13 protein-coding genes are annotated in these 13,308 nt (G+C 72.1%); 8 read left to right on the top strand and 5 right to left on the bottom strand.

Annotation, left to right across the window (positions count from 1 at the left end):
* The 5 genes from UWG_RS33800 to UWG_RS0121060 form a co-directional block, all read right to left on the bottom strand.
* On the bottom strand, nucleotides 1-280 hold a 280-nt coding region (locus tag UWG_RS33800; RefSeq protein ID WP_237720207.1), incomplete at its 3' end, for a hypothetical protein.
* Between the two features lie 343 nt (nucleotides 281-623).
* Nucleotides 624-1,622 carry a M56 family metallopeptidase gene (locus UWG_RS0121075; protein WP_016909188.1) on the bottom strand — a complete coding sequence of 333 codons (999 nt, stop codon included), beginning with the start codon at nucleotides 1,620-1,622 and terminating at the stop codon, nucleotides 624-626.
* Nucleotides 1,619-2,182, bottom strand: a complete 564-nt coding sequence (locus UWG_RS30660) for a BlaI/MecI/CopY family transcriptional regulator (protein ID WP_016909187.1) — start codon at nucleotides 2,180-2,182, stop codon at nucleotides 1,619-1,621. Before UWG_RS30660 ends, UWG_RS0121075 begins: the two co-directional genes overlap by 4 nt.
* A gap of 88 nt (nucleotides 2,183-2,270) precedes the next feature.
* The gene (locus tag UWG_RS0121065; RefSeq protein WP_016909186.1) at nucleotides 2,271-2,726 is read right to left on the bottom strand and encodes a tellurite resistance TerB family protein; all 456 of its coding nucleotides are present in this window, start codon (nucleotides 2,724-2,726) and stop codon (nucleotides 2,271-2,273) included.
* Nucleotides 2,727-2,887: 161 nt separating this feature from the next.
* Entirely contained in the window at nucleotides 2,888-3,433 is a 546-nt protein-coding gene (locus UWG_RS0121060) for a hypothetical protein (protein ID WP_193386468.1), read from the bottom strand.
* A gap of 138 nt (nucleotides 3,434-3,571) precedes the next feature.
* On the opposite strand from UWG_RS0121060, the gene hemL reads away from it, so the two are divergent.
* The 8 genes from hemL to UWG_RS0121020 all read left to right on the top strand — a co-directional run.
* Complete coding sequence (gene hemL, locus UWG_RS0121055; protein WP_029391644.1) at nucleotides 3,572-4,891, top strand: glutamate-1-semialdehyde 2,1-aminomutase; 1,320 nt, start codon at nucleotides 3,572-3,574, stop codon at nucleotides 4,889-4,891.
* Nucleotides 4,892-4,951: 60 nt separating this feature from the next.
* A complete protein-coding gene (locus UWG_RS0121050) occupies nucleotides 4,952-5,680 on the top strand; it encodes a histidine phosphatase family protein (protein ID WP_016909183.1) in 729 nt (242 codons plus the stop codon).
* Between the two features lie 95 nt (nucleotides 5,681-5,775).
* Entirely contained in the window at nucleotides 5,776-6,387 is a 612-nt protein-coding gene (locus UWG_RS0121045) for a TlpA family protein disulfide reductase (RefSeq protein WP_016909182.1), read from the top strand.
* 7 nt (nucleotides 6,388-6,394) lie between these two features.
* On the top strand, nucleotides 6,395-7,210 hold the full coding sequence (locus UWG_RS0121040; protein ID WP_016909181.1) for a cytochrome c biogenesis CcdA family protein: 816 nt from the start codon (nucleotides 6,395-6,397) through the stop codon (nucleotides 7,208-7,210).
* Between the two features lie 3 nt (nucleotides 7,211-7,213).
* Complete coding sequence (gene resB, locus UWG_RS0121035; protein WP_016909180.1) at nucleotides 7,214-9,091, top strand: cytochrome c biogenesis protein ResB; 1,878 nt, start codon at nucleotides 7,214-7,216, stop codon at nucleotides 9,089-9,091.
* The gene (ccsB, locus tag UWG_RS0121030) at nucleotides 9,088-10,227 is read left to right on the top strand and encodes a c-type cytochrome biogenesis protein CcsB (protein WP_016909179.1); all 1,140 of its coding nucleotides are present in this window, start codon (nucleotides 9,088-9,090) and stop codon (nucleotides 10,225-10,227) included. Before resB ends, ccsB begins: the two co-directional genes overlap by 4 nt.
* 176 nt (nucleotides 10,228-10,403) lie before the next feature.
* Nucleotides 10,404-11,366, top strand: coding sequence for a hypothetical protein (locus UWG_RS0121025; RefSeq protein ID WP_237720203.1), 963 nt, complete (start codon nucleotides 10,404-10,406; stop codon nucleotides 11,364-11,366).
* 186 nt (nucleotides 11,367-11,552) lie between these two features.
* Nucleotides 11,553-13,308, top strand: a 1,756-nt coding sequence (locus UWG_RS0121020; RefSeq protein ID WP_016909177.1) for a hypothetical protein, incomplete at its 3' end; no start/stop codon positions are given.

Raw genomic sequence — 13,308 nt, 5'->3', positions numbered from 1 at the left:
CGGCCCCAGGCCGCTCCCCTTCATCGGCGGCCCCAGGCCGCTCCCCTCCGTCGGCGGCCCCAGGCCGCCACCAAGCGGTGATCCTGCCCGTCCGCCAACTCCCGTCCGCATAGCGGATCTCGACGGGGCGGTAGGTCCTGCGGACCTCGGACTCGGGCGGCGCAGTCCTGGGCGCACGGCGCACGGGGCACTGCTTGCTGAGGTCGACGCCGCGGTGCTCGCCCGCGCTTGCGCGCAGCAGCGAGACGGGCTCCGCCCTGCGCTCTGCCCTGCCGTGCACTCCGGTCTCCTCCCGCCGGCCGTTTCCCGCTCGCTGCCGTACCGCGGCGCACCGCGGATGCGCGACGGCGGGCACCGCGCGCGGACTGCGTGCGGCGGTGCACGTCGGCGCACCGGCTGCAAGACGACGTTGACTCTACAGACGTGTAGAAGTTCGGGGCAATTCCCCAGGAGGGCGAATCGATCAGAGGCGAACTCGCAGGCGCAGCACGGCCGTCCGCGTACGCCGGGGAGCGCGCTCCGCCCACCTACCGGTACACCGGCGGACGCGTACGCACCCGACGGGCGCCCGGGAAGACGGCCCAACTCACGCGCGACCGACGGAATCGCTCAACGGTCGCCGCTCAGAGCGGCGTGGCGGCCTTCAGCACGAAGAAGAGCGCGATCGCCGCATTGAGCGAAGCCACCGCGGAAGCCGTCGTCCCGGCCGCCGCGAGGAAGGCCGCCACCCCGCCTCTGCTGGCGAGCGGCGGCCACTGCCTGCTCGACGGCACGGGCCCGAGCAGCGCGGCGACCCTCCGGGGCACGGGCCCGGCGGCGAAGGCGGGGAGCCCTCCCGGCGGGCGCGCGCCGTCGGCGGGATCGGGCGCCGGGACGAGCGCCGCAAAGTGCGGTATACCGGGAGCGGTTCGCGCCCGGGAGACGAGCGCCGCCCTCGCCACCGCCCGCGCGGTGAGCCGCCGGTCGCCGACGGCCTGGGCCGCCTCCTCGTCGGCCCAGCGCTCGGCGGCGTAGGCGACCGCCTCGCGCAGCGGCAGCAGGAGCGGGTTGGCGCAGGCGGCGAGCCGGACGGCGAGCAGGTAACGGTGGTGCCGTGCGCGGAGATGCGCGCGCTCGTGCGCGAAGAGGGCCCGGGGCTCGTGCCCTTCGAGTCGTGCGAGCATCCCGGTGGAGACGACGACGCGCCCGCCGCCCGGCCCCGGCAGCGCGTAGGCGTACGGCTCGTCGTCCGGCAGGACGGCAGGACCCGGTCCCGGACCGAGCCCGGCGAGCGCGGCGTGCGCGCGGTTCCGGACGCGGCGGTGTCGGTGGAGCGTGGTGAGCGCGGCGGTGAGGGCGGCGGCGAGCGCCACGATGGCGGTCGTCCCCGTGAGGTCGGGATAGGGGACGACGGCGCGGACCTGCGGGTCGGCCCAGCCGTCGGGGAGCGGGTTCCCCGGCAGGTGCGCGGTGCCCACGACCATGAGGAGGCCGAGGCAGAGCGTGCTGCACACCGCGAGGACGCAGCCGAACGAGGTGAGGAGCCGCGTGGCGGCCCGGGGGTGGAGGTACTGCTCCGCGAGGTGGGAGATCGGCAGAGCCGTGAGCGGCAGGACGACGGGCAGGAAGATCGCGCCGGTCACGGCTCGCTCCCGAACGCCCGTGCACCGCGGCCGCTTCCGGTCCCCTCGGCGCCCCGGCGGTCAGCCGCCTCGCTGCGCTCCACCTCCTCGGGCCCTGCCGACGCCTCGTGCAGCAGTTCGCGCATGAGGCGCTCGTCCTCGGGCGAGAGCGAGGAGACGAAGCTGGTGAGGACGGCGCTGCGGTCGCTCTCGCTGTCGAGCACCCGGCGCATCCGGAGCGCGGCGAGCCCTGCGTCGTCGGCCGCCGGGCTCCAGACGTAGGAGCGTCCGCTGCGGTGCCTGGTGACCGTCTGCTTGGCGTGGAGCCGCGTGAGGATGGTGACGACGGTGGTGTGCGCGAGGTCGCCGCCGAGCCATCGCTGGACCCAGGCGGCCGTCGCGGGCTCCGGGGAGGAGCGCAGCGCCGAGAGGACCTGCGCCTCCAACTCGCCCTGACGGCGCTTCTTCCCGCCGCGTGGGAACTCGTCCGGTCTCTCGGTCATCTCCCACCTCACTGTCGGCCCTTCCGGCGCATCGACGGCCCGGCAGGCCGCCGCGACGAAGCCGCCGCCCGGCATCATCGCACCCCGAGCCCGGCGGGGCGCCACCGCCGCCGCAAGGGAGGCGGGGCCGGGCGGCGGCGCGCTCAGGGCCGCCGAGCTCGCTCGCTCAGAGGTCGAACTCCTGGGGCGGAAGGTTGAGTTGGAAGCAGGCCTCGCGGACGACGGCGCGCTCGGTGTCGTCGAAGTCGCCGTCGGCGCCGCCGATCACGATGCCGATCTGGATGACGGCGCGCGCCTCGGTCGGCTTCTTCGCGACCTTGCTGATCGTCTGGAGCAGGCTGACCTTGCCGAAGTCGAAGTCGGCGGAGAGCTTCTCGCACCCCTCCTCGAACCGCTGACGCAGGTCCTCGGCCGGGAAGTTCTGGAGTACCTCGTTGGTGGCGAGGAGGCCGGCGACGCGCTGGCGCTCGCTCGCGTCCACGGTGCCGTCAGCGGCGGCGACGAGGGCGCACATCGCCATGCTGGCGTCTCTGAAGGCGCCGCTCTTCAGGTCGTTCTTCTTCGCGTTGAGCTGGGACTGCATCGTCGATGCGGACTCCTTGAGCCGATCCCACAGCGCCATGCTTCTCCTTGGGCAGAACGTGACGGGCTGCCGCGGCAGACGTATCACCAACGGCAGGTACGCAGAGAGTAAAGGAAGAGTATCGCCGAGTGCGGCGAACTGCCCCAAGTATCCTCGATGGGACGGAGATCGATGCGCCGCTCAGCGCGGCGGGCGGCTTCTCACGGCCACACGAGGCAGTACGGCTGATGGCCCGCCGCGTGGAGGCGGTCGGAGAAGTCCTGCCAGTGGTGGAGGAGTTCGTAGATGGCGAAGGCGTCCTGCGGTCCTGCGCGGTCGGGGACGGTCGACCAGATGAACGCCGCGGCGCCGACCGACTCCTCGCCGATCCCGAGGAGCGGGTCGACGACCGTCATCGGCAGCTTGACGACGGCGTAATCCGGGTGCAGCACGACGAGTTCGAGCGGGGGGACGCGGTAGAGGGGGAGGCCCTCGATGCCGGTGAGGACCATCGCCGCCATGGTCTCGGGCTTGATCTTGGTGAACATGCCCTGGCCGAGCTCGTCCCCGCCGAGCTCCTCGGGGCGCATCGAAAGGGGCACCCTGGCGGCTGTGGCGCCGTCAGGAGCGCCGAAGTACTTGTAGGTCACCCCCACTGGGCTGCCACCCCTGCTCCCCGGTTCTGCTGCATCGCGACGATGGCGTCCGCCCGCGCGCTCCGGTCCGAGGTCGCCGGTCCCCTCTCCGACTTCGCCTCCGCGATGCATGTCACCACCCGACCACTCACGGCCACGGCCGCGCAACCCGATCATCGTGACAGAGACCTCCCCGCCCAGCCGACTACGAAACGCGTGTGCAGCAACGCGCGACGCGGCCCCGGTGGCGGCTCTGACACCATGGCTTCCGTGACTTACTCGTACGAGGCCCCAGTATCGCAGTCGCTCTTCGACCGTGCCGCCGCCGTGACACCCGGAGGTGTGAACTCCCCGGTGCGCGCTTTCCACGCGGTGGGCGGTACGCCCCGGTTCGCGGTGTCCGGCTCCGGTCCCTACCTCACCGACGCCGACGGGCGCGAGTACGTCGACCTCGTCTGCTCCTGGGGCCCGATGATCCTCGGGCACGCGCACCCGCAGGTGACCGACGCGGTGCACGCCGCCGTCGCCAGGGGAACGTCCTTCGGGACGCCCGGTGTCGGCGAGGTCGAGCTCGCCGAGGCGATCGTCGAGCGGATCGACCCGGTGGAGGAGGTGCGGCTCGTCTCCTCGGGGACCGAGGCGACGATGTCGGCGATCCGCCTCGCCCGCGCGTTCACGGGACGCCCGAAGGTCGTGAAGTTCGCCGGCTGTTACCACGGCCACGTCGACGGGCTCCTCGCCTCGGCCGGCTCGGGCGTCGCGACCTTCGGACTCCCGGACACCCCGGGCGTCACGGGGGCGCAGACCGGCGACACCCTGGTGCTGCCGTACAACGATCTCGACGCCGTGCGCGAGGCGTTCGCCGCGCACCCGGGCGAGATCGCGTGCGTGATCACGGAGGCGTCGCCGGGGAACATGGGCATCGTGCCGCCGCGCGACGGGTTCAACCGCGGCCTGAAGGAGCTGTGCAGCGCCGAGGGTGCGCTCCTCGTCTCGGACGAGGTGATGACGGGATTCCGCGTCAGCAGGCGGGGCTGGTTCGGAATCGACGGCGTCGTACCGGACTTGATGACCTTCGGCAAGGTGATGGGCGGAGGCTTCCCCGCTGCCGCCTTCGGAGGCCGACGCGACGTGATGGAGCACCTGGCACCGGTCGGCCCCGTCTACCAGGCGGGCACGCTCGCGGGGAACCCGGTGGCGACGGCCGCGGGCACAGCCCAACTCCGGCTCCTCGACGACGCGGCGTACGCCGCCGTCGACTCCGCTTCGGAGCGGCTGCGCGGACTCGTCGCCGCGGCGCTCGACAAGGAGGGCGTCGCGCACACCGTGCAGACCGCGGGCAACATGTTCTCGGTCTTCTTCGGCGACTTCGGCGAGCGCGGCGTGCCGGACTACGAAGCGGCGAAGCAGCAGGAGACGTACCGTTTCACGGCGTTCTTCCACGCGATGCTGGAACGGGGGGTGTACCTCCCGCCCTCCGGCTTCGAGTGCTGGTTCGTCTCGGCGGCGCACGACGACCGCGCGCTGGAGCGGATCGCGGAGGCGCTGCCGGCGGCGGCGACCGCCGCCGCGCAGGCCCAGCCCGAGTAGGACCGAGCGCACGCCGGTGCACGCCGGCGTGCGGAAGCAAGAGAGAGCGGAGCGGCGAAGGTGAGCTACGGCGAAGGCGCCAGAAGTGCGCAAAACCACGAAGGCGCGGAGGAGTTGGACAAGACGGTCACCGTCGTCCACGTGATGCGCCACGGCGAGGTCGACAACCCGGAGGGCATCCTCTACGGCAGGCTGCCGGGCTACCACCTCTCGCCGCTCGGCCGCGAGATGGCCGAGCGCGTCGCCGAGCACCTCGCCGAGCGCGACGTCACGCACGTCGTGGCCTCCCCGCTGGAGCGGGCGCAGGAGACGGCGACGCCGCTCGCGAAGACGCACGGCCTGGAGATCGCGAGCGACCGCCGGCTCGTCGAGGCGGAGAACGTCTTCCAGGGGAAGACCTTCGGCGTCGGGGACGGCGCCCTGCGCAAGCCCGACAACTGGAAGTACCTGCGCAACCCGTTCCGCCCCTCCTGGGGGGAGCCCTACGTCGAGCAGGTGGTGCGGATGCGCGCGGCGCTCGACGCGGCGAAGGACGCGGCGAGGGGGCACGAGGCGGTCTGCGTCAGCCATCAGCTTCCGATCTGGACGCTCCGCAGCTACGTCGAGGGGCGACGCCTCTGGCACGACCCGCGCCGCCGCCAGTGCTCGCTCGCCTCGCTCACCAGCTTCACCTTCCTCGGCGACCGGATCGTCTCGGTCGGCTACCGGGAGCCGGCGGGCGACCTCGTCCCCGCCCATCTGCGCCCCGGCGCACGGTCGGTGGGCGGCTCGGGGGGCGTCGGGGCCTGAGCCGGCCGGTCCCTGCGTACGGGGCTGAGCAGGCCGTACGTATCGGACAAGGGGGGTGCCAAAGATCCTCCGCAGGCTCATGCGAAACTTTTCACATGAGCCAGAGCCGTGCCGTCCGTACGCGTATCACCATGGTGGCCGCCGTTGCCGCAGCGAGCGCGCTGACGCTCACGGCGTGCAGTGGCGGGGAGGCCGGATCGGCGTCGGGCGACACCAAGTTCGTGCAGGGGACGGGAGAGATCAGCACCGTCCCCGAGGGCGAGCGGCAGGCGGCTCCCGACATCGAGGGCGAGTCACTGGACGGCGAGCACCTCAAGCTCAGCGACCACCGCGGCAAGGTCGTCGTCCTCAACGTCTGGGGCTCCTGGTGCTCGCCGTGCCGGGCCGAGGCACCGAACCTCGCGAAGGTCGCCAAGGAGAGCGACCCGAAGGACGTCCAGTTCCTCGGCATCAACACCAGGGACCCGGACAAGGCGCAGGCGAAGGCGTTCGAGCGCAACTTCGGTGTCGAGTACCCGAGTTACTACGACCCCGACAGCAAGCTGATCCTCAAGTTCCCCAAGAACAGCCTCTCGCCCCAGGCGATCCCCTCCACGCTCGTCCTCGACCGGGAGGGCCGGATCGCCGCGCGTGCGCTGAAGGAGCTCAGCGAGAAGGAACTCCAGGACGCGCTGAAGCCCGTCGTCGAGGAAGACGGCGGAAAGTGAGCCCCGTATGAGTGCCGACGCACTCGCCGCGCAGTCCCTCCTCACCTCGGGCGTGAATGCCGCAGCCACCGGCATGAACGAGACCGTCCTCGGCGGCGCGCTGCTCGTCGCCGTGCCGATCGCGCTCCTCGGCGGGCTCGTCTCCTTCTTCTCGCCGTGCGTGCTGCCGCTCGTGCCCGGCTACCTCTCCTACGTCACAGGCGTCAGCGGCACCGACCTCGCGCAGGCGCGCAGGGGGCGGATGCTCGCCGGCTCCGGGCTCTTCGTCCTCGGGTTCACGGCCGTCTTCGTCTCCACGGGGGCGCTCTTCGGCGGCGTCGGCTGGGCGCTCCAGGAGCACAAGACCGGCATCACGCAGGTGCTCGGGGTGCTCACCATCGTGCTCGGCCTGAGCTTCATGAGCGCGGGCACCGGGCTCCTCTCGCGGTTCACCTCGCGGGAGTTCCGCATCCACAAGCGCCCCGCCGTCGGCCTCGCCGGGGCGCCGATGCTCGGGGCGCTCTTCGGGATCGGCTGGACGCCGTGCATCGGGCCGACCCTCGCCGCCGTGCAGACGCTCGCGCTCACCGAGGCGAGCGCCGCGCGCGGGGCGCTGCTGACCGTCGCGTACTGCCTCGGGCTCGGCGTGCCGTTCGTCCTCGCGGCGATCGGCTTCCGCCGGGCGCTCGGCGCCTTCGACTGGGTCAAGCGGCACTACGCCTGGGTGATGCGGATCGGCGGCGGCATGCTCGTCGCGGTCGGCGTCCTCCTCGTCACCGGTATCTGGGACCAGATCGTCTACGAGATCCAGATCTGGTCCTCCGACTTCACCGTGGGGATCTGAACGATGAGCACCACCGGCAGCACCGACCAGCGTTCAGGGCAGGACGAGGCCGCCGATCAGGAGGCCGCCACCTCGCAGCTCTCGACGGCGCCGAGCGAGGAGCGGCTCAACGTCCCCTCGCTCGGGCTGATCGGCTGGCTGCGCTGGGTCTGGCGGCATCTGACGTCGATGCGGTTCGCGCTGATACTGCTCTTCCTGCTCTCGCTCGCGGCGATCCCCGGCTCGGTCATCCCGCAGACGGACGTCGACGCGATCGCGGTCGACCGGTTCAAGGACGACCACACGACGCTGGCGCCGCTCTACGAGAAGCTCCAACTCTTCGACGTCTACACCTCGGTGTGGTTCTCGGCGATCTACATCCTGCTCTTCGTCTCGCTCGCCGGGTGCATCGTGCCGCGCACCTGGCAGTTCGTGGGGCAGCTCCGCGGCAGGCCGCCGCGGGCGCCCCGGAAGCTCGACCGGATGCCCGTCTACACCACGTGGCAGACCGAGGCGGAACCCGACCACGTCCTCGCGACGGCCCGTACGCTGCTGGGCAAGAAGCGGTTCCGGGTGCACAGGGCGGAGGGCAGGGACTCCGTCGCCTCCGAGAAGGGCTACCTGCGCGAGGCGGGGAACCTGCTCTTCCACATCTCCCTCATCGTGCTGCTCCTCGCCTTCGGCGCCGGGCAGCTCTTCAAGTCGGAGGGCGGCAAGCTCGTCGTCATGGGCGAGGGCTTCTCCAACACCCTCACGCAGTACGACGACTTCTCCTCCGGCTCCCTCTTCACCCCGCAGGACCTCGACACCTTCGGCTTCACGCTCGAGGACTTCCGCGCCGAGTACGAGATGACGGGGCCGCAGAAGGGATCGGCCCGCGACTACCAGGCCGACATCTCCTACTGGGAGGGCGCCGAGGGGAAGCCGAAGGACGCCACGGTCAAGGTCAACGAGCCGCTGCGGGTGGGCGAGTCGAAGGTGTACCTCCAGGCCCACGGCTACGCGCCGAAGGTCACCGTCAGGGACGGGCAGGGCGACGTCGCGTACGCGGGCCCCGTCCCCTTCCTCCAGCAGGACAACAACCTCACCTCCAGCGGCGTGGTGAAGGTGCCCGACTACCGGGACGCCGAGGGCCGCAAGGACCAACTCGGCTTCCAGGGCTTCTTCGTGCCGGACTTCGCGCCGAACTCGGGGACGATGTTCTCGCAGTCGCCGACGCTGAAGAACCCGCAGATGTTCCTCACCGCCTACCACGGCAACCTCGGCGTCGACGGCGGCCCCGCGCAGAACGTCTACCGCCTCGACACCAGCAACCTCGAGCAGTTCAAGAACGACGACGGCGACGCACTCGCCCAGCGGCTCCAGCCCGGCGACACGATGAAGCTGCCGGACGGCGCGGGCTCGCTGGAGTTCGAGGGCATCGAGCAGTGGGCCAACTTCACCGTCTCCCACCAGGTCGGCAACGGCTGGGCGCTAGCGGGCTCCCTGCTCGCCATCGGCGGCCTCGCCGGCTCGCTCTTCATCCAGCGCAGGCGCGTATGGGTGCGGGCGAAGCGGGGGCGCGACGGGCGCACCGTCGTCGAGATGGCGGGGCTCGGGCGCAGCGAGTCGACGCGGCTGCCGGAGGAGCTCGCCGGCCTCGTCGCCTCGCTCCACGCGGAGGCCCCGCGTCCCCGATCCGCGGGCCAGGAGGCGGCCGACCGCACGGCAGCGGAGCCGGAGCGGGGCGCGGCAGCGGAACCGCAGCAGGACGAGCCGCACGGGGAGGCGCGCCCTGACGACGTGCCGGGCGCCCGTGCGGAACAGGCCGGCGACGGGGGCGACTCCGCACCGGGCGAACCTCGGGACGGGCGCGCGCGCCCGGAGGCGAGCGGACAACAGACAGAGGGAGAGCGCGAGTGAACATCGCGGCTGCAACCAACGAGAGCCTCGCGGAGATCAGCAACTACCTGATCTACTCCGCCATGGCCGTCTATGTGCTCGCCTTCATCGGGCACATCGCCGAGTGGACCTTCGGCAGCCGGAGCAGGGTGGCCCGCACGGCCGCCGCGCTCGGCAAGGGCGCCACGGGCGCGAAGGCCCGCGCGGCGAACGCGCGCGCCGACGAGGCGGGCGAGGGCGAGGGGTCCGCGGACGCGGGTGCGCCCTCCGTCAAGGTCAAGTCGGGCGGCAGCACCACGGTGCTGGAGCCGCCGGAGGTGGTCACCCGCGCGGGCAAGCGCGGCGACGTTCCCGACGGCCCCGGCGCCGCGGGCGGCGACGCGCAAGGCGACATGTACGGGCGGATCGCCGTCTCGCTCACCGTCCTCGCCTTCCTGCTCCACTTCGCCGGCGTCCTCACGCGTGCGCTCTCGGTGCAGCGTGCGCCGTGGGCGAACATGTACGAGTTCTCGACGACGTTCTCGATGGTCGCGGTCGGCGCCTACCTCGCCTTCCTGCTCGCCAAGAAGAACGTGCGCTGGATCGGGCTGCCGCTGGTGACGACGGTCCTCCTCGACCTCGGTCTCGCCGTGACCGTCCTCTACACCGAGAGCGACCAGCTCGTCCCCGCGCTCCACTCGTACTGGCTCTACATCCACGTCTCGCTGGCGATCATCTGCGGTGCGCTCTTCTACCTCGGCGCCGTGGCGACCGTGCTCTACCTCTTCCGCGACCGCTACGAGACGAAGCTGATGTCCGGAGGCAAGCCCAGCGGGTTCGCGACCTCGGTCCTGGAGCGGCTGCCCTCCTCCGGCTCGCTCGACAAGTTCGCCTACCGGATCAACGCGGCCGTCTTCCCGTTCTGGACGTTCACGATCGTCGCGGGAGCCATCTGGGCGGGCGACGCCTGGGGCCGGTACTGGGGCTGGGACCCCAAGGAGGTCTGGTCGTTCATCACCTGGGTCGCCTACGCGATGTACCTGCACGCGCGTGCCACGGCCGGCTGGAAGGGGCGCAAGGCGGCCTACCTCGCGCTGTTCGCCTTCGCGTGCTTCCTCTTCAACTACTACGGCGTCAACGTCTTCTTCAACGGCAAGCACTCGTACGCCGGAATCTGAGCCGTCCGCTCCGGGGTACGCCACGCGTGCCCCGCGGGCGGCGACTCCCCTCCTGACAAGGGGAATCGGTGCGGCGGGGCGCTCTTGCGCCACGCCGCACACATGTGCGTGACGAGCGGGTGATTGTCCGTCAACCCTTGGTTGCACCAAGCGCGTTGGGTAGGCTCGCCGACACAGTGACTGCTTCGTTGCCCTCTCGCCCCAGCCACGGCGCCCCGGACGCGGATTTGGACCGGTACGCGCCGCGGCTACTGCTGTGGGTCTCGGAGAACTCCGGCGCGGACTCCCAGGACCCCGTCGACTGCACCGAGTTCCGGCAGCGGCAGAGCCTCGATCCTGCGGTCCTCGACAGCCTCGTCGACCACCTCGCAGGGCTCGGCTTCCTGCGCAGGTACACCCACTACGGCAGCAGCGGCGAAGAGGTCGTCCTCGAACCCGCGGGCGTCGAGCAGGTCGGCCGTCTCAACCACCGCAGGCAGGACGAGAACGAGCGCTGGCGGTACGCACAGGACGCACTCCTCGACTGGCTCGGCTCCCGCCGTGGTCAACCGGGCTCCAGGATCGGCGAGTTCCACGACTCCCCGCAGGTCTTCTTCCTCGGCGACGCGCTCTCCAGCCAGGAGGTCGCGGCCGCGGTCGATTACCTCGTCTCCATCGACCTCGTCGCGTACGGCGAGGAGGACGCGCTCGGCGGCCGCCAGCTCTCGCTCACCGACGACGGCCGCGAGCTCGTCTGGGGCGGCGCGCGCCTCGACGACTACCTCCGGCAGCGCAGGGAACGCCAGCAGCCGGTGATGCAGACCGTCATCCACCAGGCCAACAAGGTCCAGATCGCCGGACGCGACCTCTACAGCAGCGACGTCACCTACTCGATCGAGCTCAACTCGCAGCAACTCGCGGTGCTCATCAGGGAGATGGCGCCGCAGCTGCACCTGCCCGAAGAGCCGAGGCAGGAGCTCGTACGCCTCAGCGAGCAGCTCGCCCTCCAGGACGACAGCGGGGGCGAGGAGGCGCACACGCGCTCCGGCGGGGTGCTCCAGCGCATGCGCCAGGTGATGTCCTCGGCGTCGAACGGCGCGGCGAAGGAACTCCTCGACCTCGTGATGGAGCAGGTGATGAGCCGGGCGATGGGAGGCTGACGCCGCCGACGTGCCGCCCCTGCCCGCCGGGAGCCCGCGTGTCGGAGGGTGACGATTGGGTAGCGGGACGGCGACGACGTCGCGGCGGACGGCGTTGTGGCGGCGGCCACGGGCAGGTCGTCGACACCGGTTCGGACCAACTAGCGGGGGGACACGCAAGTGCGGTTGTACGGGCAAGAGCCGCTCGTGGACGAGCTGTTGCCGAGGCTGGTCGGCCTGGAGACGGTGCCGCGCGTCCGGCTGGTGCGGCAGGAGCCGAAGGGCGACCTTCCCGTCGTTCTCCTCACGGGCCAGCACGGTACGGGCAAGACGGCGGCGCTCGACGCGGCGGAGGAGAACTACCGCGGTCTGGTGCCCTTCGCGCGGGTCGACCTCGCCGCGCTCGGGGCGCCCCAGCAGGAGGCGGGGCCCGAGCCCTACACCCAACTCCCCAACACCTCGGGGGTCGTCGAGGTCCTGGAGCGGATCGCCGTCGGGCTCTCCGCCGCCGTCCCCGGCTACCAGCCGTGCCGCTTCCCGAGGCTCCTCCCCGGACTCTTCGCCGTCACGAGCTGGCGCCGCGCCCAACAGGCACAGCGCGTCCTCGCCACGGAGCGCATCGGCCGCCTGCTGCCGCTCGCCGTGGGCGGCGCCGAGCTCGACGGGGAGGGCTGGGTCACGGCGATAGCCGACCAACTCGCCGACGCCGGGGGCGACGAGGACGTCGAGACCGTCGCGACCCTCGTCGTCGACGCGTACATGCAGCAGCACTCGACGGCGGCGAAGCGGGCGGAGGCCAACGCCTGGTACCGCGCGCGCCCGCAGGCGCCCGACGCCGAGCAGATCGACCCGCTCGTCCGGCTCTGCCTCGACTTCCACCAGGGCGGCGACCTCCTCCCGCCCGTCGAACAGACCCTCGTGGCTGCCCTGTTGGAGGATCTCGCGGACGGCTACACGGGCTGGTGGCGCCGGGTCAACCGGGTCCCGCGCCCGCTCGCGCTCCTCGACGACGCACACACCGAGGCGGGCTGCGCGTTCCTCGACCGGCTGCTGGAGGAGCGCCGCATCGCCGCGCAGGGCGGCGGCACCGCGGACCCGCTCGTCGTCCTCGCCACCCACCTCGGCGACGGGACCGACCGCTACCCGCGCGCCCAGCGCCGCCAACTCGCCGACCTCGCCCAGCCGTTGGAGTGGCAGCGCCGCTCCTCCGACCGGCGCTCCGCCGGGGTGCTCCGCGTCCCGCTGCCGCCGCTCACCGCCGACGATCTGCTCACCCTCCTCCAGCGCACCGCCACGCCCGGCCACGCCCAACTCCGCACCGTCATATACCGCCTCACGGGCGGGCACCCGCTCGGCAGCAGCGTCCTCTGCGACGTCGCCGTCGAGGCGGCGGAGGAACGCCCCGTCACCCCGGAGAGCCTCCTCGACCTGCCGACGGAGGACAGCGTGCCCGTCGGCGAGCACCTCGTCCGCAGGCTCCTCCCCGCGCTGCCGACCAGGCACCACCTGATGGTCCTCTCGCTCGCACGCGACCGCGAGGCGGCGGAGGCACTCGCGGGGGAGGGCCTCACGGGCGAGGCACTCCAGGGGCACGCGGGCGTCGTCGACGCGGAGCGGGCGCGCGTCGTGGAGGCCGAGCGCTACCTGGAGCGCGAGGAGTGGACGGTGCCGCGCGGGCATCTGTTCGTCCCCGCGCCCTCCTTCGTCTCCGACCCGCTGCTGTACACGCTGCTCGTCCACGAGACCCGCCGCGCCTCGCCGAGCGAGGAGCCGGGCCGCCAGTGGAGCGACCTCCACGCCTTCCTCCGCGACTTCCACGCCAGGCGGGGCGCGCCGGGCGACGAGGCCGAAGCGCTGCGCCACACCCTGGCGTCGGGCGACGCGCCGCGGGTCTGCGAGCTCCTCGCCGAGTGGTTCACCGAGCGCGAGGACGCGCCCGCCTTCCTCGCCGCGGTGCAGCACG

This window comes from Streptomyces xiaopingdaonensis, from assembly GCF_000262345.1.
In the GTDB taxonomy this organism is placed as follows: domain Bacteria; phylum Actinomycetota; class Actinomycetes; order Streptomycetales; family Streptomycetaceae; genus Streptomyces; species Streptomyces xiaopingdaonensis.
Note: the sequence above shows the minus strand (reverse complement) of the source record. Positions and strands in the feature narration are given on the sequence as shown.